Below are 24,247 nucleotides of genomic sequence, written 5' to 3' on the forward strand. Positions count from 1 at the left end.
CTTCCGGTAAAAAGGGTAAGTCTGTTTTCAGGGCTCATTAGATTGGATCTCTGGGATCCCATTGGATGGTGAATATCACTTTTTTTGCGCGGCGTTTGATTTCTTCCGTTGATTCGCTGAGGAATTTTTTTTGCAGTGTAAACTGCTCGGCAAGGAAACCGGCTTCAAGCTGGAAGTGACAATCAGGGTGTAAATCCAAGCGGCGGCTGATTATTTTACCTGTCAGGGATAATTCCATCTGGTGTTTCGTATACTTCAAGATTTCCAGATTGCCCCATCCAGCGCTTTGGAAAAATTCAATCACTTCCTGATCGCCATTCAATGGGAATTTTCTTGCTAATTGTTTACCTGCCCAATAGAGGATTTGATTAGAGTCTTTTCCAAGAATATCGTTCAATAGAACTTCTCTGATTAATTCGTATCCGAAAGCTGGAACTAGGAATTCCTCAGTTTGAATTTCTTCAGTTTGAATCTCTTCTTCTATCGCAGCAGCAATATTTTTTTTCATAATTTATCGCCTCTTTCTGTAAATCTATTATAAACGTATTTCTTTTGCAAATTATACTGTTTTTTATTTATTTAAATCACATTTGGAAAAAAATGAGAAATTATACCGAGATATTAATAGTTAAATTAGAAATTTATTCAAAATATTATCTTGACAAACAAAAAATACCCAATATAATCCAATAAAATCTATTCTGAAAAAGAGATTTCTTGTATCCGTTTTCTTGACGCACATAGAAGTCAGGAGTAAAATGGACATGTCACATAATTGTAAAGGAAGTATAGAGGAGTTTTTTGACTCTATACTGTATTTTCACGCGGAGATAAAAGGTAGCCACCAGTTTATCTTTGCATGATTTTTCACAAATTAAGGGGGGGCACTTAGTGGCAAAAAATCGTGAGTTTGGGAATCGCAGGCTTCATTCACTTCTAGGAGTAATTCCAATTGGTCTATTCCTAATTTTTCATTTATCTGTAAACTTTATGGCAACAAAAGGAGAAGAAACTTTTAATGGGGCAGTTCATTTAATTGAGTATACGCCCGTGAAGATTTTGGTAGAATGGGTCGTCATCTATCTACCGCTCATTTTCCATGCTGTGTACGGAATCTATATTGCCTTTACAGCAAAAAACAATTTAGGCAGATTTAGTTTCTTCCGTAACTGGATGTTCATGCTACAACGCCTAACTGGAATCATAACGTTGATTTTCCTTGTTTGGCATATATGGGCAACTAGAATCCAAGCAGCTATGGGTGCTGAAGTTAACTTTGACATGATGGCAGAGATTTTCTCTAGTCCATTCATGATTGTGTTCTATATTGTTGGTATTATCTCGGCAATCTTCCACTTTGCTAATGGATTATGGTCATTTGCTGTGAGCTGGGGTCTTACAGTTTCACCAAGATCGCAAAGAATCATGACTTACTTTACATTGATCGTTTTCGTTCTTCTTTCTTATATCGGAATCAGCGCAATTTTCGCATTCGTATAAGAAGATAGAGTTCATTTATAAGAATTAGGAAAAACATAGCTTGGCTAATGGAAATAAGGGAGTGACAGAATTGGGTAAAGGTAAAATAGTTATCGTTGGTGGAGGTCTAGCTGGATTAATGGCTACGATCAAAGCAGCAGAGCTGGGACAACAGGTTGATTTATTTTCTTTAGTGCCTGTTAAACGCTCTCACTCAGTTTGTGCCCAAGGCGGAATCAACGGGGCAGTAAATACAAAAGGTGAAGGGGATTCTCCATATATCCACTTCGACGATACAGTTTATGGCGGGGATTTCTTGGCTAACCAACCGCCGGTTAAAGCGATGTGCGAAGCAGCACCATCAATCATTCATATGTTTGACCGTATGGGTGTTATGTTCAACCGTACTCCGGAAGGTCTTCTTGATTTCCGTCGTTTCGGTGGTACTCAACATAGCCGTACAGCATTCGCTGGTGCAACAACTGGTCAGCAATTACTTTACGCATTGGACGAGCAGGTTCGCCGTTATGAAGTTGAAGGCCTTGTAACGAAATATGAAGGCTGGGAATTCCTTGGAGCTGTTATAGATGATGAGCAAACAGCACGCGGTATCGTAGCACAAAACCTGACTTCAATGGAAATCAAATCATTCCCTGGAGACGCAGTCATCATGGCGAGCGGCGGCCCTGGAATCATTTTCGGTAAATCAACGAACTCAATGATCAATACAGGTTCAGCAGCTTCAATCGTTTATCAGCAAGGTGTTAATTATGCTAATGGTGAGTTCATTCAAATTCACCCGACAGCAATCCCTGGCGATGACAAACTTCGTCTAATGAGTGAATCCGCTCGTGGTGAAGGTGGACGTATCTGGACATATAAAGACGGGAAACCTTGGTATTTCCTTGAAGAAAAATACCCTGCTTATGGTAATCTAGTACCTCGTGATATCGCGACTCGTGAAATCTTCGACGTATGTATGAACATGAAGCTTGGCATTAATGGTGAAAACATGGTTTACCTGGATCTATCACATAAAGATCCTAAATTACTTGATATTAAACTTGGCGGAATCATTGAAATCTACGAGAAATTCATGGGTGAAGATCCTCGTAAAGTTCCAATGAAAATTTTCCCTGCCGTTCACTATTCTATGGGCGGACTTTGGGTGGATTATGACCAAATGACTAACATCAAAGGTTTATTCGCTGCAGGTGAGTGCGATTATTCACAACATGGCGGTAACCGTCTTGGTGCCAACTCACTTCTTTCTGCAATCTATGGTGGTTCAGTCGCTGGACCGAATGCCGTTAAATATATTGAAGGCCTTGCTAAAACTTCAGAATCCATTCCTTCTTCATTGTATGAAGGGTACGAAAAACAAGAACAAGAGAAATGGAATGAAGTCATGTCTCTTGATGGTAACGAAAATGCGTACATCCTTCACAAAGAACTTGGTGAGTGGATGACTCAGCATGTTACTGTAGTTCGTTACAATGACAAGCTTAAAGAAACGGATAACAAGATCCTTGAGCTGATGGAACGTTACAAGAAAATTAACATCAATGACACGGCAAAATGGAGTAACCAAGGAGCTGCATTCACTAGACAGCTGCAAAACATGATGCAATTGGCCCGTGTAATCACAATTGGTGCGTTAAACCGTGATGAAAGCCGCGGAGCGCATTACAAACCTGATTTCCCAGAACGTAATGATGAGGAATTCATGAAAACTACTATGGCAACATTCAAAGGCTTGGATCAAGCACCTGAATTCCATTATGAAGATATTGATGTATCACTGATCGCACCGCGTAAACGTGACTACACTACGAAACACTAAAGAGGGGGAGCAAAAAAATGGTTGAAACTAAATCTGAGACTAAAACAGTCCGTTTTATAATCACTCGTCAAGATACACCGGATTCAGCTCCTTATGATGAGGAATTCGAATTAGCGTACCGTCCGAATATGAACGTAATTTCCGCCCTAATGGAAATTCGTCGTAATCCAGTAACGGTACAAGGTAAGCACACTACAGCAATCGCATGGGACATGAACTGTCTTGAAGAGGTATGTGGTGCTTGTTCAATGGTTATCAATGGTAAACCAAGACAATCATGTACAGCTCTTATCGATCAATTGGAGCAGCCGGTTCGTCTAGCACCAATGCGTACATTCCCTGTTGTTCGTGACCTGCAAGTCGATCGCAGCCGTATGTTCGACTCATTGAAAAAGGTAAAAGCATGGATTCCAATCGATGGAACGTACAACCTTGGACCAGGACCGCGTATGCCAGAAAAGAAACGTCAATGGGCTTACGAGTTATCTAAATGTATGACTTGCGGTGTATGTTTGGAAGCTTGTCCGAACGTAAACAGCAATTCAGACTTCATTGGGCCACAACCATTATCGCAAGTTCGTTTATTCAATGCACATCCAACGGGTGCAATGAACAAAGCTGAACGTTTAAATACGATCATGGGTGATGGAGGACTTGCAAACTGCGGTAACTCACAAAACTGCGTGCAGTCTTGCCCTAAAGGCATTCCATTAACGACTTCGATTGCTGCGTTGAACCGTGATACTACGATCCAACAATTCCGTAACTTCTTCGGCAGTGATGAAGTTTAATCATGAACATGAAAGAACCTGTATCTTATGATATGGGTTCTTTTTTTCATTGTTTTACATACACAGACTTGGTTGGGAATCGAGAGAATCATAAACGATTGATAACTGGGGTTGTAGTGTAAATCTGGCACCAGGCCAACTGTGAAGGATTTGTGAAGTGAGCTTGATAATTTACCCTGCTTTCAATAGAAAATCCTTTTCATTATCGTTGTTTTCTTATAAAATGAGTGAATAGTCATTCAATTCAGAAAGGGTGTGCACAAGTTGGGCAAAATATCATATATCGATAATATAACGGAGTGGATCAATGATTTTTCTTTTAAACATGAGATTAAGATCCGCTTTTCGGAAACTGATATGTTTGGGCACTTGAATAACACGATTCCTTTTACTTATTTTGAGGAAGCTCGGATTGAGTATTTCAACAGTATGGGGTTCATGAAGGATTGGACCTCGGCTGAATGCGGTGAGATGCCGGTTGTTGCCAATTTACAGTGTGATTACCTTAAGCAGATGTTTTTCAATGATCAATTGACAATCCATGTGAAAGCTGACCATATCGGAAATTCTTCAGTGGAGCTACACTATATGGGGACTAAACAAGATGGTTCAATTTGTTTAACGGGCAGGGGGACGATTGTGCAAGTGTCCAAGGCCACCGGGAAGCCGGTACCATGGACGGAAGACATGAAGCGTTCGATGTTGTATACTGTGCTGGAACATTCCTGAAAATATTTCCATTTAGACAAGTAAAAGAGTCACTCCATTGCCCCAGCCGACATACTATATCTTGACTAAATAGACACCCACTCCGGGTTTTATGCTGGTGAAGGCAAGGAGGGTAACATTACTTGAAGGAGAACGAATTCACTCATAAGCCATTACTCACCAAAAGAGAAAAAGAAGTATTTGAGTTACTAGTACAAGACAAAACAACAAAAGAAATCGCAGGTGAATTGTTTATTAGCGAAAAAACAGTTCGAAACCATATTTCGAATGCGATGCAGAAGCTTGGAGTTAAAGGACGTTCGCAGGCAGTCATAGAACTCCTTCGTATGGGAGAACTTAAGCTTTAATGTGTTAACTCTTAATACGTAAGCCTTATAAATAATTTCTCTCCCGTTCATTGGCAGCATATGAGGAAGGGCAAAACAATTTGGTTGTTTTGACTTCTTTGGATGCTGCTTATTTTTATGGTGGGGTTTCATTATGATTCCAGTCAATCAATCTTGAAAATCATTTCACTTTCATCCAAAATGGTAGTATGATAAGTTTCATGAAGTGGGGAGCTGTGTTTATGGATGAAGAGAAGCAGGCGGCATATGTAGCCGATATCGAGAAGGAATTGCGCTATGTATCGTCATGGCTTAAGCAAAGGGGAAGAGAAATTCTCCATGATTATAAAATAACCATTCCTCAATTTGTGGCTTTGCAATGGCTTTTTGAATCAGGGGACATGACGATTGGCGAATTGTCCACGAAGATGTTTCTCGCTTTCAGTACAACGACGGACCTGATTGACCGCATGGAGAAACATCAGCTTGTCCAGCGTGTCAGGGATGAAAAGGATCGGCGTGTGGTTCGAATTCACCTTCTTGAAGAAGGCGAACGGATAATCGAAGAAGTGATTAATAAACGGAGGCAGTACTTGAGTGGCGTGTTAGTCAATTTTAACGAATCTGACATCATGTCCCTCAAAGGGATTCTAGTAAAACTACATCAAGAAATGAAAGAAAAATGAGGCGAGTTTTTTGAAACAACCGATAGGCATCATTGATTCAGGAGTAGGCGGCTTGACAGTAGCTAAAGAAGTCATGCGTCAGCTTCCAAATGAAAATATAATTTACTTAGGTGATACAGCAAGATGCCCATATGGGCCGAGGACAAAAAAAGATGTCCAAACCTTCACATGGCAAATGACGAGATTTTTGATGAAGAAGGATATAAAAATGCTGATCATCGCTTGCAATACAGCAACTGCAGCTGTATTGGATGAAATCAGGGCTATACTTCCGATTCCTGTGTTGGGTGTCATACACCCAGGGGCAAGGGCGGCATTGAAAGTTTCTGATTCCTTGCATATCGGAGTTATCGGTACGGAAGGCACGGTAAAAAGCAAAGCTTATGACGATGCACTTGCTTCCATCAATTCCGATGTGAAAGTAGATAGTTTAGCATGCCCGAAATTTGTCCCAATCGTAGAAAGCGGGGAGTTTCAAGGGGGGATCGTCAATCGGGTCGTGGCACAAACCTTGAACCCGTTGAAGAAAACGAAAATCGATACACTGATCCTTGGCTGTACCCATTATCCACTGCTGGGGCCTGTAATCTCTTCCTATATGGGGGATGAAGTACAAGTCATTTCCTCTGGAGAAGAGACGGCCCGGGAGGCAAGTGTCATTTTGGATTACTATAAATTAATCAATAAAAGCAAGCTCCGTCCAGTTCATCGCTTTTATACAACCGGTTCAAGAGATATGTTTGGTTCCATCGCGTCGAGCTGGCTCGGTATTCATGCCAATACCATCGAAACAATTAAAATCGATCACTTATAAGACTTCCATTTGGAAGTTTCAGACTGCAGACAAACTTAATGAAAATGGAGTTTGTCTGCAGTTTTTTTATGGTTTGTACATTTGCCTGTTGATTGGAACGTGAGGGACTCGCTTTCCCTGCAGGTGGATGAAAGGATCCTATCCAGCATTCAGATTATACTTGGGGATGGGAGTCGATTGTTCCATTCAGGAAGTCTCCCAAATCCTAATGAAGCTGAAAAAGATGCATCAGTACGGGCAACTTGCCCAGCTCCATTATCGTAGGGAAAAATAATTGGTCTATTTTCCCCTAGGGCTCGTATAAATAGGAGTACAAACTGTCCTAGGAGTGATTTTATGTCCAATAAATCAAAAGTAACAATGGCTGTGACCATTCTGGCATCTTCTTTTTGGCTTTCAGGCTGCGGATTATTTGGCGGTGAAGAGAAAAAGGAAATTGATCCCCCGAAGGATGTTTCATTAGTCGAGGATGAATCTTCATTAAAAGAAACAGAAACGAATGGTGAGGAAAAGCCAGCGACTGAGGGAGAAGAAGGCGCTGTAGAATCGAAAACGGTGAAGACGGAGTTATATTTAATTGATAAAAGCGGGTATGTGGTTCCACAGACATTGGAACTTCCTAAATCGGAAGCTGTCGCTAAACAAGCCCTTGATTACCTTGTCAATAACGGACCAGTCACGGATAAACTTCCAAATGGGTTCAGGGCCGTCATTCCTGCCGATACCCAAATAAGCGTGAACATTAAAGACGGGGTGGCTGTGGCGGACTTTTCGCCGGAATTCAAAAACTATCAGAAAGAGGATGAACTTAAAATCCTTCAAGCCATCACATGGACCCTGACGCAATTCGACTCGGTCGATAAAATCCAAATGAGAATCAATGGGGAAGATATTTCCGAAATGCCGGTCAATGGCACACCGATAGATGAAAATATCTCAAGGTCTTCAGGAATCAATATCGATACGAGTGATGTAGTCGACATTTCCAATACCAAAGCACTGACCGTTTATTATGTAGGCGGTGATGAGGAGTACACTTATTATGTTCCCGTGACGCGCAGGATCAGCGAAACGGTGACTGATAATGTAACAGCAGTCATTCAGGAATTAACGAAGAGTCCTTCGGGTTCTAGCCTGCAAACAGGGTTCATGAGTGATGTAGCTTTACTTGACGAGCCAAAAGTGGCAGAAGGTAAGGTCAGCCTGAATTTTAACGAAAATATCCTTGGAAGCTTTAAAGAGAAAAAGGTATCACAAGAGGTCCTTGATGCCTTGGTCCTTTCCTTGACGGAACAGAAAGGAATTGAAAGCGTTGAAGTGCAAGTGCAGGGCAGCGCAGATGTTCTTAATGAAGAAGGTAAGAAATTATCCGAACCAGTCGTCCGTCCAGAGAAAGTCAACACAGGCAGTTTTTAAATATATGTAGAAATAAAACAATGAGGCAGCTTGCAGCTGCCTCTTATTTTTTTTGCCTCCGGCTTTGAATGACCACGCTGTTAGAGAGTTGAAAGCTTACCGCCCCGAAAAAGTTTTTACATAAATAAATTTTTAAAAGGGGAAATTACTTTTAAACATGTAATTAATGGGGGGGTATTATGGATCAAAAGGTCATTCAGGCTTTACACATCTATGTTTTAATCATCATGAATACAGGGTTCATGGTACATGTCCTGCTCCTTCCCAATATCTTATCCGCATCTCAACGCGACGGATGGATAAGTGTCATAATAAGTGTTGTTCCATGTATCGTTTGGACACTATTTATTTTTTATATTTATAAAAAACTAGATAAAGAAGATATAATCTCTTTTCTAAAAAAATGGTCTACACCTTTTGTTACATATATTTTCACGATAGCATTTGGCTTGTACTTTATAATTAACGCCTTCATTACCGTCAAATTTACATTGATTTGGGCAAAAGCTAATTATACTCATGACATACCAAACATCGTAGTCGTCAGCCTATTCACTTTTATTTGTATTTTTGCAAGCTATAAAGGAATACGCACCATAAGTACTTTGGCTCTCCTATTTCTACCGGTCGTCACTATTTTGGGGATATTTGTGGGGCTGGGGAACACGAGTAATAAGAATTACGAATTATTGTTCCCGATATTTGAAAGCGGGTATCGCCATACACTAAATGGAATGCTGTATACGAGTGCAGGATATTTAGAAATCATCGTTTTTTTATTTTTAACTCCTTACTTGAAAAACAAGATAAAAGCCAAGTGGCTTTTACTGGTTGGTATTATCCTCATCATGCTGACGTTAGGCCCCCTCATGGGAGCGATGGCGGAATTTGGTTCTGTGGAAGCGGTGAAAATGAGGAATCCGGCTTACGAACAGTGGAAGTTGCTAAGATTTGGCTATTATATTACTCGACTCGATTTCCTTTCCATTTTCCAATGGCTTTCAGGTGCCATGATCCGAATAAGTTTAAGTTTATTTATAGGCTATAAGTTAATCTCGAATTCAAAACATCAGAAGTGGATACTGCTTACACTATATTTGTTAATTGTTATTGGAACGCTAATCCATTGGGATGCTACTTCATTTTTTAATCTTTTATACAAATATTTCTTTCCGATAAGCAGTCTGTTTCTTTTTAGTGCTGCAATTATACTGTTATTTATTATTTTTAAAAAGGGAAAAGGAAAAGGTGAAACATTATGAAGAAGGGAAATTTGAATGATACTCCTTCTTACATTGACCAAATCCGAAAATGGTTCGAACATTCTTCCGATGTTGTTTTAAGAACAAAAACTTTTGATAATGAAGGTCGTTATTTGTTGGGATTTTTATATGCGCCAAACTTAGTGGATATGCCATTCATCAATGAAGTGATTCTGCCTACAATATCTAAAGCGGTTCAAGAAAATGGCGAATTAACAATTGATCAATTAAGCAATATCATGGAGATCAGTACGCTTAAAAAGGGCTCCGATTTAAAAGACGGAGTAGAAAGCATTCTTTTTTCAGGAGACCTGATCATTATTAATGAATCTTCCAACGAAATTTACCATACCCCATTAGCCAATTCCCCTAAGCGCAGTCCGGAAGAATCCAATATAGAATCTTCCATTCGGGGACCTAGGGATGGATTCGTTGAGAATATAGCGGATAACATGTCTTTAATTCGCCAAAGGTTAAAAACGGCATCACTTAAATGTATAGAATATACAATCGGGAAAAGAAGTAAAACTAAAATATTGCTGCTATATATTGATGACATTATCAATCCCTCGATTCTTTTGGATGTTAAAAAACGATTGGATTCATTAAAGGCTGATATCATAGTCAGCAGTTACCAAGTTGAAGAACTCTTATATGATACTCAACTTTCCATTTTCCCCTTAATGGAGTATATCGGTCGACCGGACTATGTTGTTGAATCCTTGAATCAAGGGCGCTTTGCCATCCTGGTAGACGGGAATCCCACAAGCTTGATCGGACCAACGAGCATTAATCAGTTACTTTATGCTGCCGATGACGCACATGCAAGCTTTTTTTACATTAGTTTTATGCGCATCATTCGTGTAGTCTCATTATTTGTAACGGTTACGTTACCGGGATTTTTTATAGCTTTGGTTACCTATCAATTCGATCAAATTCCCTTTTCGCTTCTTGCGACGATTTCAATCACGAGACAGGGATTACCCATACCTGCTTCTTTGGAGGCATTCGTAATGATCATATTGTTTGAACTATTTAAGGAAGCCGGTCTTCGCCTGCCAAAAGCAGTTGGTCCGACGGTTTCTGTATTGGGTGGATTGATTATAGGTGATGCAGCGATTCGGGCAGGGCTGACTTCACCCTCCATGCTCGTAGTAATAGCTGTTACAGTTCTCTCAAGCTATACCCTAATCAATCAGAATATCGCTGGGAATATCGTTCTTATAAGGTTATTCATATTTGCATGTTCAGCATTTCTAGGCTTGTTCGGATTCTTCATGGGAGTATTTCTTATCTTGATTGTTGTGGTGTCCTTGGAAAGTTTCGGACAGCCTTTTGTGAATCCATTTTCCAAACCAAATAAATCGGACATGTTAAAAGTCTTATTCAAGCTTCCGTATGGGATGTTAAGGCAGCGGAATCAAGCTCTACAATCCAGTGATAATGAATCGCAAAAGGAGTCGGACAAATGAGAAAGCTAATTGCAGTCATGGTAATTGGCTGTCAACTTTTATTGACGACAGGCTGCTGGGGAATGAAGGAAATTCAAGCTCAAACATATGGATCCGCTCTAGGGATCGATTATAAAGAGGGTGAATTCATCTTATACTTTCAAGCATTGAATTTTGCGGATATAGCAAAACAAGAGGGAGCCACAGCATTACAAGAAAAAACTGGTGTTGTCATTGGGAAAGGTAAAGGGGAAAGTATCGAAGAAGCATTTACTGAATTGGAACAAAATGCAGCATTGCCACTTTATATAGGGCATGTTAACTCCTTCATTTTAAGTGAGGATGTAATCAATAAGAAAATGAAGGATTTCATTGAATATGTAGGGAAAGAGCCCTTATTGCGATACAATTCATGGCTGTTTGTTACAAACGAGGATATTAAAAAGGTGTTTAACGGTGATAGTTTCTTTAATCTTCCTAACTTATTCACGATCATTCAAAGGCCAGAGACCGTTATTCATGAAAACTATTTCATTTCCCCGTTAAAATTCAGTGAACTGGTTTCGAAATTTTATCAACCGGTTGGTTCCATTTTAATTCCCTCTATGGTAATAAATGAGCATCATTACACAGACAGGGGGAAAGAAAAAAAGATACCAACGTTGAATGGCGGCTATGTTTTATCAAAACAACAGTATAAAGGGTTCGTAAGTAAACAAGATTTGACTGGTATGAAATGGGTTGAAAATAAGGCGACAGTCATGTTTTTTTCCCTGAATAAACAAAAGGTAAGTGTTGAAATCATGGACCCCAAAACAAACATCAAAGTATTGGAGCAACAAAAGAAACCCTTATATGATTTAGAAGTTAAAGCAAATGGGATATTGAAACAAAATTTAGACAACCTGGATATGGGAAAAATCGAAAAAAAGGTAGAAATAAAAATTAAGGAAGATATTTTGAAGACATTGGAGACGGGGGAAAAAATCAACACAGACCTTTTTAACATAAGTGAAAAGGCATACAGATACCATGTCAATAAGTGGGATAATAAAATTATTAATTCCTTCGATAAGACTTCAATAAATGATATAAAAGTTAATATCCATATTGAACATAGTGAAAATTACAAACGTTAGTTTATAAGTTTCAGGTTATTGCAGGTGAGGGAGTTGTGTTAGACTTAACTTATCTGGAAAATTCAGCGGCTGTTGTTGATCATGATAGGCAGAGTTGAATCCGTCCGTTGGCACTGGAGAAGAAGCGGCTTTTACATATGACGAATGACAGCAAATTCTTTCTCAGCCCAAAAGAGCTCCCGTGCCGATAAAATGAAAAAGGGTGAAATGAAAAATGAAGACAGTAATCATTGCAACGAAAAATAAAGGGAAAGCCAAGGAGTTCGAAAGCTTATTTTCTGCTAAAGGTTATGAAGTCAAAACACTTCTCGATGTACCGGATGCCCCGGATGTGGAGGAAACAGGCACGACCTTTGAAGAAAATGCGATCCTGAAGGCAGAGGCCATTGCCCATCAGCTAGGCCACTTTGTCATTGCTGATGACTCCGGATTGATTGTAGATGCATTGGAGGGCCGTCCAGGCGTTTATTCTGCCCGTTATGCTGGAGAGGCCAAAAGTGATGAAGCAAACACGGAAAAAGTCCTCCGCGAACTGGAAGGCGTGCCAAAAGAGGCTAGGACGGCGAGATTTTATTGCGCCTTGGCACTAGCGTCACCCAACCAGGAAACGATTACGGTATCGGGAACGATGGAAGGCTTGATCACGGAACAGCCTTCAGGAACGAATGGATTTGGTTATGATCCCATCTTTTTTGTAGAGGAACAGGGCAAAACAAACGCTGAATTGACAAAAGAGGAAAAAAATCAAATCAGCCACCGTGCCAACGCGTTGAGGGCTCTAGATGAAAAACTTGATCCATTTCTAAAAAGGGAAGAAGGAATGTGACGATGAAAGTGCTAATAATGAGTGACAGTCATGGCTTAACTCATGAAATCAGCATGATTGCCGAACGTCATAAACAAGAGGTCGCCGCCATGATCCATTGCGGTGATTCAGAGTTGGAAAGAAATGACCCTCACATGGCGGAGTTTTTGGCCGTTGGCGGGAATTGCGACTATGATTCGGCATATCCGGATGATATTGTGGAGAATATCTCAGGCAAGCGTTTCTTCGTTACGCATGGACACCTCTATAATATAAATATGACCTTGATGAACCTATCTTATAAAAGTGAGGAGACAGGGGCGGATATTATTTGCTTTGGTCACTCCCATGCTCCAGGTTCAGAGTGGATTGACGGCAAGCTCTTCATCAACCCGGGAAGCATACGGCAGCCGCGGGGACGAAAAGAGAAAACCTATGCCATTTTGGAGATTGGAAATGACCAACTTGAAATCATCTATTATGACCTTGAAGGAAAAATCGTTGAGGATCTAAGAAATGCTTATCAAATGGAATGACTTCATGTATAATGAACAGGAAGCGTTTTTCCCCGCTTCCTGGTTCTTAAAAAAAGAAAAAAACTTTTTTTGAAAAACCGTTGACTTTCTTTTGATATCCTACTATAATAAGAAGTGTCCTAAGGGAACAGTTAAGGTAATACATAAGTTTTACCGCAACTTATATCATAAACGTCTCAGTAGCTCAGCTGGATAGAGCAACGCCCTTCTAAGGCGTCGGTCGGGAGTTCGAATCTCTCCTGGGACACTAACTTAAAAAGCCAAAACCTTCTAAAGGTTTTGGCTTTTTTACTTTTTTTGGGTGTTTAAGCTAACGAGGGTCATTTTTAACCATGAAATTTTTTATTTCATATTTATCGCAGGTGGATGACCATTTGTGTCGAACTTGTAATAAATAAGGAGATGTTTAAATGAATAAAGATAGATTATTCAAGTTCATTCAAACTTCCACTCGGGGCAATTTCTTCTCAGTCGAAATAACCGAAGATGGAACAGAAGTGGTCCAATTAGCCAAAGAGTTAGAAAAAGAAGGAAGAATCAAGTTGAGGGAATGTAAACGAAAAGAAAAAGGTGTTTATCTGGAAGGAATACTTAAGTTTGTACCTAGCTAATACTTAATGAGCTCTGCGAAGGATTTTTATAAAGGATTTCATAAAACATCCTTCGCTACAAAATGGGAATCGGAGACCGAACAGTGAGGTAAAGGGTTAAAAAAATTCATGAACGGTCGAATATTGTGTGGTTTAGGTCGATAAACTGCTCAGGTCTTTATGGTCTTAACTGTAATCCTCGCTGGATTTAAGAAATTTGTACAGCGCTACTGCCGAATAACTGGCAGCCGAGACACCAAAAGTGCTTGCTTTGATGCGATTTGGCAGACAGTCGGCGGAAAGGGAGCGGATTTCTGAAATCAACTCCAACTTTCTCAAATAAAAAACTGTAGGCAAAAAGATTTCTATCTGAATTTTTAAGGGTGTGCGAGACTCCTGCGGGAATAGCGAGTCCAAGGGAGACCCCACAGGCGTAAGTGCGCCGAGGGCGGACCGCCCGCGGAAAGCGAGTGCCTGGAGGCAACGTTCAATTTGTACAGGCTAAAAAAACTGTAGGTAAAATCGACTTACATCGAATTTTGTCTACAGTCTGAGGCATCCATACTTGGATGTCTTTTTTTCGATATCAAATTCTATTTAAGGTTCGGAGATTTTTTTAATGATTTCACGGTTTTTGATTATTGCCGTATTCAATTCTTCGACGGGTGAACTTTTTTCATCAGCTTCACTCAGCTGCATCGATTGTTTTTGTATAAGTGATTCAATCGTGAGACCTTGAATTGTTCGGATACATGTTGTGATGCCTTGTGCAAATCGGTGTTATGGATCGATGTAATCGCTTCGTTTTCCTCTTTCGATAAGATATCCTCCTCTAAAGCTTATTCACGTTTATAAAGCATATTATTGGGGAAATTCCGCTTATTACTCTTGATACTATATCGGCATAGTGCCATGGAAACCGTAAAATGGAAGGTGAAAACCCTTGTCAGCTTTATGTTATGAAGCCCCTCTGACTAAGAAGGCCATAATTTGCTGGAATTATAAAAAACAGAAAAAACATTGACATAATACAAACAAATAAATAATATGTTTATTATATTATAAACTTTATAGGGAAGTGTTTGTTTAATGAAGGACGCGGAAATGTTTTGGAGCGCATCTCAGGATGAGCTTAAACAAGGGTACATCGAAGGTGAGAATCAATATGTTTGTTTGCTGTGTGGAAATGCAGTTGAAAAGGGGATAGTATACCCGAAAGATGGAGTTCTTTATGAAGCGAAGAGGTATATGCGCATTCATATTGAACATGCACACAGCTCGGTATTTGAATACTTGATTGATCTCGATAAAAAACTTACAGGTCTCACCGACCATCAAAACCGTCTCCTTCGCCTTTTTTACCAAGGGAAAAATGATGCCGAGGTTCAGGAGGAAATGGGAATTGGCAGTCCTTCCACGATTCGGAACCATCGTTTTGTGTTGAAAGAGAAAGAGCGTCAGGCAAAGTTGTTTTTAGCCCTGATGGAACTATTGAAAGATAAAGATGAACACGCGCCGGCATTTATCCCGCTTCATCAAAAAGCAAGGATGGTCGATGATCGTTATAACGTTACTGAGGATGAAAAGGTGACTGTACTGAAAAAATACTTCCCTAAAGGCAGTCAGGATGCATTAAAGTCTTTTCCGCCAAAGGAAAAACAAAGGCTGATCATTCTCCAAGAAATTATGAACCGTTTTGAAAATGAGCGGAAATACGAAGAAAAGGAAATCAATCAAATATTGGGTGCGATTTATCATGATCATGTTCTTTTGAGAAGATACTTAATAGAATATGGATTCTTGGATAGAAAGCCTGATGGGAGCCAATATTGGCTGAAGAAATGATGACTGGGGGCAAGAAAGATGGATCGTAAAAAAGAATTGAAGCAATTATATAAAGAAACGAAGGTTGAAGCAGGGGTATACCAAATCAGAAATACGGTAAATAATAAAGTCTTTATCGGAAGCACCAGGAATTTAAAGACGTTGAAGGGGAAACAATTTGAATTGGAAGTCGGGACAAACACCAATAAAGTGCTGCAAAGTGAGTGGAACCAATATGGGAAAGATGCTTTTTCTTTTGAGGTACTGGAGGTATTGAAGCCAAAAGAAACAGGATTTTTTGATGCTAAACGGGAATTGAAAAAACTTGAAGAAAAGTGGATGGAAAAAATACAGCCTTACGAAGAACGGGGATACAATGGAATGAAACCCGCTGACTTGTAATTGGCCTTTAGGGATTCTCCTTGATTCCCGGCTCCCGATTTACCTTTGATGCATTTCATTCTTATTTCTTTATGAAAAATAAGGTATTATGGAAGCAAATGGTAATATACTTTAGTGTTTATGATTAGGGGGTGCTGGGATGGAAAATGGAGATGGATATCTACGGGCGAAAAAAAGGGTTGAAAACCTTAAGGCATTCTACATTCATCTAATGGTGTATGTATTGGTGAATGTCATGTTGATTGCAATTAACCTTTTGACGGATCCCGGTTATTGGTGGTTCCTTTATCCCCTCGGTGGGTGGGGGATTGGTGTTCTGATACATGGAATTACCATTCTTGCACAAGGAAACTTCGGGTCAGAGTGGGAAGAAAGAAAAATAAAAGAATATATGGAAAAGGATAAAAAGAACGGCTGAATTTGGGCGTGTTCAAAACAGGGGTCATTTATGGCTCTTTTTTTGTGGGAAAAAATAATCGGTGGATCTCACTTGTTGTAAGTTTTTAAATGGTTTAAGCTAGTAATGAGGGACCTGTCTATGAAAAAGGGGAAACCCGTGGAGGACCTTCACTAAATAATAATTAATCTTAGGAGTTGCGAATGAAAAAAATAGGATGGACCATAACGGGAATAGGGGCAATCATGGCGCTGGGGGCCTTGCTTTATCCTTTGAATGTTATTGATAAAACTCTATGTATATATTTATTGCTCGGCGGTGCAGGGCTAATGTTTGCCGGGTCGATGTTCAGGGCCTTTTCGCTCCTGAAAAGATGACTGATTTTACCATTTGATAAAAACGCTCGATTAAGGTGATGACATGGAGAAAAACCAATTGAAATATGCCCAGCAGCATCTGGCTAATGAACGCACCTTCTTGGCATGGATAAGAACGGTGATTGCAATAGTGGGAGTTGGCTTTCTTGCGACAAGCCTGCATTTTACGATTGGTGTGCATCGGGATGCCCGGATTGACTTGATCAGCATCGTGCTGGGGATGTTTGCGTGTGCATTGGGACTTGTGATTACCGTTCTGGCGACAATCGGTTATCTTCAGAAGAAACGGCAAATCAATGAAGGGACGTTCCGGTCTTCAAGTGCACACGTAATTCTAATCGCTGTTTTTATGGTCATATTGTTATCGATGATCATTTTATATTTTGTTTTCATTTAAAACTGTCCTAACCTGATTAGGGCGGTTTTTTTAGTTTCTGCTATTATATACTTATTCTTACATCGATACGGAAAGATTTCTTCCATTAATTTAATGCCATCAAAAAACGAAAGCTTGGAAAACACTGTATTTCAGGTTATGAAAGAATCATTCAGAATTAGACTAATTCGAAGAAAACGAGTTTGTTGTAATGTTATGGCTGTTACAATTTGGGCGTGGATTTCCCATCCAGGCACTCGCTTTCCGCGGGCGGCCCAGGTGAGCCTGCGGAGTCTCGCACCTTCGTTATGAATGCATTTTTGTGCACGTTAAACATGGTGAAATTTTAAACCGGAAGGGTATATAAGCGTAGGGAAAAGATCGATCAAGTTTTTTCTTTTGCCTTCCTTTTAAAATATAAACCATCATCGTTTTGTAAATAAACTTCACATGGGTAATTCCTAACTTTATAATCCTTGAAAGTACTTGCTTTATTCAATTTCAATCACGTTTTAAATATTTGTTTAATTTCCTTTTTGTGAGATATGATAAAGAGGAATTAAAAGGAGGTCATCGTGATGGTGGATATCAAAAAAGGTGAAAGTTCTTTTTTTGTCGAAGAATCAGGTGAGAAACTAGCGGAAATTACATTCTTTAAATCAGGTGATGATGAGATCACGGTCGATCATACCGTTGTTTCTGACAAGCTTCGCGGGCAAAAGGTAGGAAATGCCCTTGTTGAAAAGATCATAGGATTCGCAAGGGAGGAAAACCTGAAAATTGTTCCGGTATGTTCATTCGTTCAAAAACAATTTGAAAAAAATGCAGAATACGAGGATGTATTGGCTAAATAAACCGGAGGGCTGACTTAGGGGATGATTAATATCACCTATGTTCAGCCCTTTTTCATTTTCCAGATAATCTTTACACCCCCAATAAAATAATGGTAAAGCCTTTCCTCCTACAGTTATGTTCGCATTTAATATAGGGGAGGTGCTAGGATGGCCATCAAATTACAAACCCTATTGAATCATGCAAAGGAAAATATGGGAAGCGGTATGAACCCGGTCGTGAACGAAACGATACTCGAAGTGGTGAAATTAGCTTATGAAGCGGGGATATTTGTTCAAATAACGGCTGGTTATCGAAGTTTCCGAGAACAACATGAACTGTATGAACGAGGCAGAACGAATAAATCCAAGCCAATCGTGACATATGCCAGAGGGGGGCAATCCTTGCATAACTATGGCCTTGCAGTCGATTTTGTCATCCTTAGTGATGACGGCAAGCGGGCACTGTGGACAGAGGGCGAGAAGTGGACAAAGGTGGCAGCCATAGCAAAATCCCTGGGATTTGTTTGGGGAGGGGATTTTGAATTGTTCCGTGATTTTCCGCACCTTGGAATGTCAGGCGGTTTATCAACGAGAGATCTTCAAAAGGGATGGCGGCCGAATCTTATATCGCGAGTGGCGTCCGCAATCAGTGAAAATGAGGCTGAAAGGGAAAATGGATGATTCTTTTTTAGGGATCCGATACTTGTGACTGACATCATGTGGATGATGCGTGACATTAATCATTTAATTGGGATATCCGATGTTTTTAAAAATTAAAAATTGAAAAAACTTTTTTTATAAAATGTGGCCATGATAGGTATGTAAGCGGATACAACAAATCTTTCAATTTAGAATTATCAAAAAATTTAAAAAAACCTGTTGACTACTACCTGAAATACACGTAAGATAATCACAAATACAAGACATCAAACATAAGCGTTTCGAAAAATATGAATAATGCGAAAAGCATTGAAGAGGATAAGTAGTCTTTTAAAAAGGCAGTCACAGAGAGCCGGGTAGCTGAGAGCCGGTATTGTCCCAAAAGATGAACTCACCTTGGAGTTTCAGCTTGAACGTCTGACTAGTAGAGCTGAACGGGTGCGTACCAGTACCCGTTACCAAAACAGAGAATAGTGTAGTCTATTCAAAGTGCGCATGGAGTTTCATGCGAAAAAGGGTGGTACCGTGGAGTGGCTCATCAAGCCTTTTCACCCCTTTAACTTGCCGAGTGCAAGTACATTTGGGGTGAAAAGGCTTTTTTGTATGCTTAAAAAGCTGAAAATTCTGAATTTTGAGAAAACATTCAATTAGGAAAGCGAAGGAGGTTTTTTACGAAATGACACAAAAGTCAGTTGTTGCTGATCGGAAAAGTGGAAAGACACATTATAGTGGTGCCGAATTTCTGCTGGAAGCGTTGAAAAAGGAAAATGTTGATGTCATCTTTGGTTATCCAGGAGGTTCTGTATTGCCGATTTATGACAAACTTTACAGTTCAGAACTTTTCCATATTTTGACAAGGCACGAACAAGGTGCGATTCATGCAGCGGAAGGATACGCCAGGATTACCGGCAAGCCGGGGGTGGTCATCGTCACATCCGGTCCAGGGGCAACGAACATCGTCACTGGTTTGGCCGATGCAATGATCGACTCTTTACCGCTAGTTGTAATTTCAGGTCAGGTAGCTACCAGTGTAATCGGCTCGGATGCTTTCCAGGAAGCGGATGTACTGGGGATTACTACCCCGATCACAAAACATAACTATCAGGTAAGGAAGCCGGAAGACCTTCCGCGCATCATTAAAGAAGCGTTTTATATCGCTTCCAGCGGCCGGCCCGGTCCAGTATTGATCGATATACCTAAGGACATGGCCATTTTGGAAGGTGTATCGACGGATGAGGAGCCAGAAATGAATCTCCCTGGCTATCAGCCGACGACCAAGCCGAATTACTTACAGATCAGAAAGCTTGTTGAAGCCGTAAGCGGGGCGAAAAGACCGGTCATTCTTGCAGGGGCAGGTGTCCTGCATGCAAAGGCCTCCCATCTATTAAAGGAGTATGTCGAGCAGCAAGGCATCCCTGTCGTCCACACTTTATTGGGACTTGGGGGCTTTCCGGCGGATCATCCACTCTTTATCGGTATGGGTGGTATGCATGGCTGCTATGCAGCAAACATGGCGTTAGCGAAATGTGATCTATTAATCAATATCGGTGCAAGGTTCGATGATCGATTGACTGGGAATCTAGCGAAATTCGCACAGCACGCAACGGTTGCCCATATCGATATTGACCCAGCCGAAATCGGTAAAAATGTTCCGACAAAAATTCCAGTTGTCGGAAGTGCTAAAGAAGCACTCTCGGAATTGATTGCGCAAAATGGCAAGAAACCGGAAATTGATGAATGGACAACACAGCTTACTGCATGGAATGAAGAGTTCCCATTGCGCTATACCCATGAAGAAGGCGTATTGAAACCTCAGCGGGTCATCCAGATGCTTCATGAAAAAACGAATGGGGAGGCCATTGTTACGACCGATGTTGGACAGCATCAAATGTGGGCAGCACAATACTATCCATTTAACAAACCGAATTCATGGGTCACTTCCGGTGGATTGGGGACGATGGGCTTTGGCTTACCTTCGGCTCTCGGAGCGCAGCTGGCGAATCCGAAAGCGACGGTGCTTTCCATATCGGGGGATGGTGGATTCCAGATGTGCCTTCAGGAACTCTCGGTCATTGCCGAAATGAATCTGCCAATCAAAATCATCATCGTCAATAACGGTGCACTAGGGATGGTAAGACAGTGGCAGGAACTCTTTCATGATAACCGTTTTTCACACAGTATTTTTCAATCGCATCCGGATTTCGTGAAATTGGCCGATGCCTATGGAATTCCGGGATATAAGGTGACGACGGAGGAAGAAGCAAGCAACTGCCTGGATGTAGCGTTAAAGACTGATGGTCCAGTGTTGATTGATTTCCGGGTCAAACAAAACGAAAATGTCTTTCCGATGGTAGCACAAGGAAAAGGGCTAGATGAAATGGAAGGAGTTTAATCAATGAAGGGAATTCTTAGCCTCACCGTGAATAACCGGCCAGGCGTCCTTAATCGGATTACGAACCTGTTCACGAAAAGAAATTATAACATTGAAGGCATGACTGTCGGACCTTCCGAACAGGATGGCATTTCAAGGATGACCTTTGTGGTCGATGTCGATGACGAAACTGTCATTGAACAGATCACCAAGCAGCTGAATAAGCAGATCGATGTTTTGAAAGTATATGATATTACGAATCAATCGATTGTGGCGAGGGAACTTGCACTCATTAAAATATTGGTGACTACACAAACCCGAGCCGAGATTTATTCAGTCATCGAACCCTTCCGAGCTTCAGTTATTGATGTCAGTAAAGATAGCGTGACCGTCCAAATCACAGGAGAATCGGATAAAATCGAAGCTTTCATTGAACTGATCAAGCCATATGGCATCAAGGAATTGGCAAGGACAGGGACTGCCGCCATCCCGCGTGGAATGCAAATTGCACACGCTAAGAGTGCGACAATCGTATAAAACAAAAACAAAAACAATGATGAAAAGGGAGATGTAATTATTATGGCAAAAGTATATTATAACGCAGAGGCAAACGAGAATTTCTTCAACAATAAAAAGGTAGCGGTCATCGGATATGGTTCACAAGGACACGCACACGCTCAAAACCTACGTGACAGCGGTGTAGATGTAATCATCGGAATCAGGAAAGGTAAATCCTTCGATAAAGCGGTGGAAGACGGCTTTAATGTTTTCACAGTGAAGGAAGCAGCTGAACAGGCAGACGTGATCATGAACCTATTACCGGATGAAACTCAGCCGAAAGTATACCAAGAAGAAATCAAACCGGTATTGCGTGCAGGTCAAGCGTTAATGTTCGCACACGGATTCAACGTACATTTCAATCAAATCGTTCCTCCGGCAGACGTAGATGTTTTATTAGTCGCTCCAAAAGGTCCGGGACATCTTGTTCGCCGTACATATGAACAAGGGGCAGGGGTGCCGGCATTGTTCGCCATCTATCAAAATGTTACGGGTGAAGCAAGAGAATTGGCACTTGCGTACGCTCGGGGAATCGGTTCTTTAAGAGCTGGCGGTTTGGAAACCACTTTCCAGGAAGAAACGGAAACGGATCTATTTGGAGAGCAAGCTGTACTTTGCGGCGGATTGACTGCCCTTGTGAAAGCTGGATTCGAAACCTTGACAGAAGCTGGATATCAACCGGAAGTAGCATATTTCGAGTGTTTGCATGAACTTAAGTTAATCATCGACCTTATGTATGAAGGCGGTATGGAAAACATGCGCTATTCCATCTCTGACACAGCTCAATGGGGAGATTTCGTTTCTGGACCACGCGTTGTGACGGAAACTACGAAAGAGGCAATGAAAGCGATCTTGAAAGACATCCAAGACGGTGAGTTCGCTAAAGGATGGATCTTGGAAAACCAAGCGAATCGTCCAGTCTTCAATGCGATCAATAATCGTGAAAACCAACATCAAATCGAAGTGGTTGGCCGTGAATTAAGAAAAATGATGCCATTCGTAAAACCTCAACAAAAAGAGAAAGAAGTGGTAGCCGTTGCGAAAAATTAATATATTTGAAACCACACTTCGTGATGGGGAGCAATCCGCAGGTGTAAATTTGAATTTTACCGAAAAACTTGAAATTGCTTATCAGCTTGAAAGATTGGGTGTTGATATTATCGAAGCCGGTTTTCCGGCAGCATCCAAAGGGGATTTCAACTCCGTACAGGAAATCGCGCGCAAAATCAAAAACAGCTCTGTCACAGGGCTGGCGCGTGCTGTAAAAGGAGATATCGATGCAGCTTGGGATTCATTAAGGGGCGGCGCAGAACCAAGATTGCATACGTTCATCGCCACTTCGCCCATTCATCGTGAATATAAGTTGAAAATGTCTAAGCAGCAAGTGATTGAAAGGTCGGTTGAAATGGTTAAGTACGGAGCAGCGCGTTTTCCGATCGTACAATGGTCTGCAGAAGATGCAAGCCGCACGGAACTTGACTATTTGGCTGAAATCGTTGAAGCGGTCATTCAGGCTGGTGCCAAGGTCATTAACATCCCGGATACAGTAGGATATGCAGCTCCAATCGAATATGGCAACATTTTCAGATACCTTCGTGAACATGTTCCTTCTATTGAAAAAGTTAGTTTATCTGCACACTGTCATGACGATCTTGGGATGGCGACGGCCAATTCATTGGCGGCCATCGAAGGCGGGGCTACGCAAGTCGAAGGCACAATCAACGGAATTGGTGAACGTGCCGGAAACGTGGCACTTGAAGAAGTGGCCATGGCACTTTACATCCGTAAAGATTTCTATCAAGCGGAAACGGGTCTTGTATTGAATGAAATTAAAAGGACCAGTGATTTGGTCAGCCGCCTTACGGGAATGCAAGTTCCTGCTAATAAAGCCATTATTGGTGCCAATGCTTACGCACATGAATCAGGCATTCACCAGGATGGCGTGTTAAAAGAAAAAACGACATATGAAATCATATCACCTGAACTCGTCGGGGTTTCGTCCAATTCACTCGTTTTAGGAAAGCATTCAGGACGCCATGCTTTCAAAGAAAGATTACAAGAGTTGAATTTTACGGTAACGGATGAGGAAATGAACTCATTATTCGTCCAGTTCAAGGAATTGGCCGATAATAAAAAGACCATGACTGATGAAGATATCGTTGCGCTGGTGCTTGAAGAGAAAGCCACGGATATCAGTTTCTATGACATGATTTCCTTACAGATTTCACATGGCACCCATCAGACGGCGACTGCAACGGTCACACTGAAAAAAGGCGATAATGAAGAGATTCAGGAAGCGGCTACAGGTGCAGGAAGTGTAGAAGCCCTATATAACACGCTTGAAAGATGTTTGGGCAAAGAGATCAACTTGCTGGACTATCGAATTCAATCGGTGGGGGGCGGAATGGATGCCCTCGCACAGGTTTTTGTGAAAATTGATTATAACGGTGTGGAAACAAGCGGCAGGGGTCTTGATCAGGACGTCTTGGAAGCATCCGCCAAAGCGTATTTGAACGCTGTTAACCGTGTGATCATCATGAAGGAACTGGAAGAAAAAGCAGTATTACAATAGGAAGGGGAGA

The 24,247-nt window shown here is 41.0% G+C and carries 26 protein-coding genes, 1 tRNA gene and 1 other annotated feature; of the genes, 26 read left to right on the plus strand and 1 reads right to left on the minus strand.

The window, feature by feature from the left end:
• Window positions 1-37: 37 nt before the first annotated feature.
• A complete protein-coding gene (locus A6755_RS09095) occupies window positions 38-508 on the minus strand; it encodes a YslB family protein (RefSeq protein WP_052137307.1) in 471 nt (156 codons plus the stop codon).
• Between the two features lie 383 nt (window positions 509-891).
• Here A6755_RS09095 and A6755_RS09100 point away from each other — a divergent pair, with 383 nt between their 5' ends.
• The 26 genes from A6755_RS09100 (at window position 892) to A6755_RS09220 (ending at window position 24,237) form a co-directional block, all read left to right on the plus strand.
• On the plus strand, window positions 892-1,500 hold the full coding sequence (locus A6755_RS09100; RefSeq protein ID WP_034308986.1) for a succinate dehydrogenase cytochrome b558 subunit: 609 nt from the start codon (window positions 892-894) through the stop codon (window positions 1,498-1,500).
• Window positions 1,501-1,570: 70 nt separating this feature from the next.
• Entirely contained in the window at window positions 1,571-3,322 is a 1,752-nt protein-coding gene (sdhA, locus tag A6755_RS09105; protein WP_034311432.1) for a succinate dehydrogenase flavoprotein subunit, read from the plus strand.
• Window positions 3,323-3,339: 17 nt separating this feature from the next.
• A complete protein-coding gene (sdhB, locus tag A6755_RS09110) occupies window positions 3,340-4,113 on the plus strand; it encodes a succinate dehydrogenase iron-sulfur subunit (RefSeq protein WP_034308984.1) in 774 nt (257 codons plus the stop codon).
• Window positions 4,114-4,377: 264 nt separating this feature from the next.
• A complete protein-coding gene (locus tag A6755_RS09115; protein ID WP_063590482.1) occupies window positions 4,378-4,842 on the plus strand; it encodes an acyl-CoA thioesterase in 465 nt (154 codons plus the stop codon).
• A gap of 122 nt (window positions 4,843-4,964) precedes the next feature.
• Window positions 4,965-5,189, plus strand: coding sequence for a helix-turn-helix domain-containing protein (locus A6755_RS09120; RefSeq protein ID WP_028392149.1), 225 nt, complete (start codon window positions 4,965-4,967; stop codon window positions 5,187-5,189).
• A 221-nt stretch (window positions 5,190-5,410) separates the two neighbouring features.
• Window positions 5,411-5,854, plus strand: coding sequence for a MarR family winged helix-turn-helix transcriptional regulator (locus tag A6755_RS09125; RefSeq protein ID WP_034308979.1), 444 nt, complete (start codon window positions 5,411-5,413; stop codon window positions 5,852-5,854).
• A gap of 10 nt (window positions 5,855-5,864) precedes the next feature.
• Window positions 5,865-6,668 carry a glutamate racemase gene (gene racE, locus A6755_RS09130; protein ID WP_048689031.1) on the plus strand — a complete coding sequence of 268 codons (804 nt, stop codon included), beginning with the start codon at window positions 5,865-5,867 and terminating at the stop codon, window positions 6,666-6,668.
• A 336-nt stretch (window positions 6,669-7,004) separates the two neighbouring features.
• On the plus strand, window positions 7,005-8,084 hold the full coding sequence (locus tag A6755_RS09135; RefSeq protein ID WP_034308974.1) for a GerMN domain-containing protein: 1,080 nt from the start codon (window positions 7,005-7,007) through the stop codon (window positions 8,082-8,084).
• A 179-nt stretch (window positions 8,085-8,263) separates the two neighbouring features.
• Window positions 8,264-9,346 (plus strand): GerAB/ArcD/ProY family transporter, encoded by a 1,083-nt coding sequence (locus A6755_RS09140; RefSeq protein ID WP_063590483.1) that lies wholly within the window; start codon window positions 8,264-8,266, stop codon window positions 9,344-9,346.
• The gene (locus A6755_RS09145; RefSeq protein ID WP_063590484.1) at window positions 9,343-10,818 is read left to right on the plus strand and encodes a spore germination protein; all 1,476 of its coding nucleotides are present in this window, start codon (window positions 9,343-9,345) and stop codon (window positions 10,816-10,818) included. Before A6755_RS09140 ends, A6755_RS09145 begins: the two co-directional genes overlap by 4 nt.
• On the plus strand, window positions 10,815-11,936 hold the full coding sequence (locus A6755_RS09150; protein WP_063590485.1) for a Ger(x)C family spore germination protein: 1,122 nt from the start codon (window positions 10,815-10,817) through the stop codon (window positions 11,934-11,936). Before A6755_RS09145 ends, A6755_RS09150 begins: the two co-directional genes overlap by 4 nt.
• Window positions 11,937-12,150: 214 nt before the next feature.
• Complete coding sequence (locus A6755_RS09155; protein ID WP_034308967.1) at window positions 12,151-12,762, plus strand: XTP/dITP diphosphatase; 612 nt, start codon at window positions 12,151-12,153, stop codon at window positions 12,760-12,762.
• Window positions 12,763-12,764: 2 nt separating this feature from the next.
• Window positions 12,765-13,277 carry a metallophosphoesterase gene (locus A6755_RS09160; protein ID WP_057276662.1) on the plus strand — a complete coding sequence of 171 codons (513 nt, stop codon included), beginning with the start codon at window positions 12,765-12,767 and terminating at the stop codon, window positions 13,275-13,277.
• A gap of 173 nt (window positions 13,278-13,450) precedes the next feature.
• Window positions 13,451-13,524 (plus strand) — tRNA-Arg (locus tag A6755_RS09165).
• Between the two features lie 163 nt (window positions 13,525-13,687).
• Window positions 13,688-13,888: a hypothetical protein gene (locus tag A6755_RS09170; RefSeq protein WP_034308956.1), complete on the plus strand. Its 201-nt coding sequence runs from the start codon at window positions 13,688-13,690 to the stop codon at window positions 13,886-13,888.
• A gap of 1,068 nt (window positions 13,889-14,956) precedes the next feature.
• Complete coding sequence (locus A6755_RS09175; RefSeq protein ID WP_063590486.1) at window positions 14,957-15,712, plus strand: DUF2087 domain-containing protein; 756 nt, start codon at window positions 14,957-14,959, stop codon at window positions 15,710-15,712.
• An 18-nt stretch (window positions 15,713-15,730) separates the two neighbouring features.
• Entirely contained in the window at window positions 15,731-16,093 is a 363-nt protein-coding gene (locus tag A6755_RS09180) for a GIY-YIG nuclease family protein (protein ID WP_034308954.1), read from the plus strand.
• A gap of 139 nt (window positions 16,094-16,232) precedes the next feature.
• Window positions 16,233-16,511 (plus strand): 2TM domain-containing protein, encoded by a 279-nt coding sequence (locus tag A6755_RS09185; RefSeq protein WP_034308952.1) that lies wholly within the window; start codon window positions 16,233-16,235, stop codon window positions 16,509-16,511.
• A gap of 182 nt (window positions 16,512-16,693) precedes the next feature.
• Window positions 16,694-16,867, plus strand: coding sequence for a hypothetical protein (locus A6755_RS27010; protein WP_164468799.1), 174 nt, complete (start codon window positions 16,694-16,696; stop codon window positions 16,865-16,867).
• Window positions 16,868-16,910: 43 nt separating this feature from the next.
• Window positions 16,911-17,264: a YidH family protein gene (locus A6755_RS09190; RefSeq protein WP_063590487.1), complete on the plus strand. Its 354-nt coding sequence runs from the start codon at window positions 16,911-16,913 to the stop codon at window positions 17,262-17,264.
• Between the two features lie 557 nt (window positions 17,265-17,821).
• Complete coding sequence (locus tag A6755_RS09195; protein ID WP_053535861.1) at window positions 17,822-18,097, plus strand: GNAT family N-acetyltransferase; 276 nt, start codon at window positions 17,822-17,824, stop codon at window positions 18,095-18,097.
• 147 nt (window positions 18,098-18,244) lie between these two features.
• Window positions 18,245-18,757: a M15 family metallopeptidase gene (locus tag A6755_RS09200; protein WP_063590488.1), complete on the plus strand. Its 513-nt coding sequence runs from the start codon at window positions 18,245-18,247 to the stop codon at window positions 18,755-18,757.
• A 279-nt stretch (window positions 18,758-19,036) separates the two neighbouring features.
• Window positions 19,037-19,295 (plus strand) — a binding site (T-box leader).
• 117 nt (window positions 19,296-19,412) lie between these two features.
• A complete protein-coding gene (gene ilvB, locus A6755_RS09205) occupies window positions 19,413-21,128 on the plus strand; it encodes an acetolactate synthase large subunit (RefSeq protein ID WP_034308944.1) in 1,716 nt (571 codons plus the stop codon).
• A gap of 3 nt (window positions 21,129-21,131) precedes the next feature.
• The gene (gene ilvN, locus A6755_RS09210) at window positions 21,132-21,644 is read left to right on the plus strand and encodes an acetolactate synthase small subunit (RefSeq protein WP_034308941.1); all 513 of its coding nucleotides are present in this window, start codon (window positions 21,132-21,134) and stop codon (window positions 21,642-21,644) included.
• A gap of 42 nt (window positions 21,645-21,686) precedes the next feature.
• Complete coding sequence (gene ilvC, locus A6755_RS09215) at window positions 21,687-22,715, plus strand: ketol-acid reductoisomerase (protein ID WP_063590489.1); 1,029 nt, start codon at window positions 21,687-21,689, stop codon at window positions 22,713-22,715.
• Complete coding sequence (locus A6755_RS09220) at window positions 22,702-24,237, plus strand: 2-isopropylmalate synthase (protein WP_034308937.1); 1,536 nt, start codon at window positions 22,702-22,704, stop codon at window positions 24,235-24,237. The genes ilvC and A6755_RS09220 overlap by 14 nt, the downstream gene beginning before the upstream one ends.
• The last annotated feature ends 10 nt before the right edge of the window (window positions 24,238-24,247 follow it).

Source organism: Peribacillus frigoritolerans (assembly GCF_001636405.1).
GTDB classification, from domain to species: domain Bacteria; phylum Bacillota; class Bacilli; order Bacillales; family DSM-1321; genus Peribacillus; species Peribacillus frigoritolerans.

Excerpts from the sequence above, each read along its gene's own strand:
- A6755_RS09135 (WP_034308974.1), top strand. The coding sequence starts at position 7,005 with ATGTCCAATAAATCAAAAGTAACAATGGCTGTGACCATTCTGGCATCT.
- A6755_RS09200 (WP_063590488.1), top strand. The coding sequence starts at position 18,245 with ATGGCCATCAAATTACAAACCCTATTGAATCATGCAAAGGAAAATATG.
- ilvB (WP_034308944.1), top strand. The coding sequence starts at position 19,413 with ATGACACAAAAGTCAGTTGTTGCTGATCGGAAAAGTGGAAAGACACAT.
- ilvC (WP_063590489.1), top strand. The coding sequence starts at position 21,687 with ATGGCAAAAGTATATTATAACGCAGAGGCAAACGAGAATTTCTTCAAC.
- A6755_RS09140 (WP_063590483.1), top strand. The coding sequence starts at position 8,264 with ATGGATCAAAAGGTCATTCAGGCTTTACACATCTATGTTTTAATCATC.
- A6755_RS09145 (WP_063590484.1), top strand. The coding sequence starts at position 9,343 with ATGAAGAAGGGAAATTTGAATGATACTCCTTCTTACATTGACCAAATC.
- A6755_RS09125 (WP_034308979.1), top strand. The coding sequence starts at position 5,411 with ATGGATGAAGAGAAGCAGGCGGCATATGTAGCCGATATCGAGAAGGAA.
- A6755_RS09170 (WP_034308956.1), top strand. The coding sequence starts at position 13,688 with ATGAATAAAGATAGATTATTCAAGTTCATTCAAACTTCCACTCGGGGC.
- A6755_RS09185 (WP_034308952.1), top strand. The coding sequence starts at position 16,233 with ATGGAAAATGGAGATGGATATCTACGGGCGAAAAAAAGGGTTGAAAAC.
- A6755_RS09155 (WP_034308967.1), top strand. The coding sequence starts at position 12,151 with ATGAAGACAGTAATCATTGCAACGAAAAATAAAGGGAAAGCCAAGGAG.
- sdhB (WP_034308984.1), top strand. The coding sequence starts at position 3,340 with ATGGTTGAAACTAAATCTGAGACTAAAACAGTCCGTTTTATAATCACT.
- A6755_RS09195 (WP_053535861.1), top strand. The coding sequence starts at position 17,822 with ATGGTGGATATCAAAAAAGGTGAAAGTTCTTTTTTTGTCGAAGAATCA.
- A6755_RS09160 (WP_057276662.1), top strand. The coding sequence starts at position 12,765 with ATGAAAGTGCTAATAATGAGTGACAGTCATGGCTTAACTCATGAAATC.
- A6755_RS09150 (WP_063590485.1), top strand. The coding sequence starts at position 10,815 with ATGAGAAAGCTAATTGCAGTCATGGTAATTGGCTGTCAACTTTTATTG.
- A6755_RS09180 (WP_034308954.1), top strand. The coding sequence starts at position 15,731 with ATGGATCGTAAAAAAGAATTGAAGCAATTATATAAAGAAACGAAGGTT.
- ilvN (WP_034308941.1), top strand. The coding sequence starts at position 21,132 with ATGAAGGGAATTCTTAGCCTCACCGTGAATAACCGGCCAGGCGTCCTT.
- A6755_RS09190 (WP_063590487.1), top strand. The coding sequence starts at position 16,911 with ATGGAGAAAAACCAATTGAAATATGCCCAGCAGCATCTGGCTAATGAA.
- A6755_RS27010 (WP_164468799.1), top strand. The coding sequence starts at position 16,694 with ATGAAAAAAATAGGATGGACCATAACGGGAATAGGGGCAATCATGGCG.
- A6755_RS09095 (WP_052137307.1), bottom strand. The coding sequence starts at position 508 with ATGAAAAAAAATATTGCTGCTGCGATAGAAGAAGAGATTCAAACTGAA.
- A6755_RS09175 (WP_063590486.1), top strand. The coding sequence starts at position 14,957 with ATGAAGGACGCGGAAATGTTTTGGAGCGCATCTCAGGATGAGCTTAAA.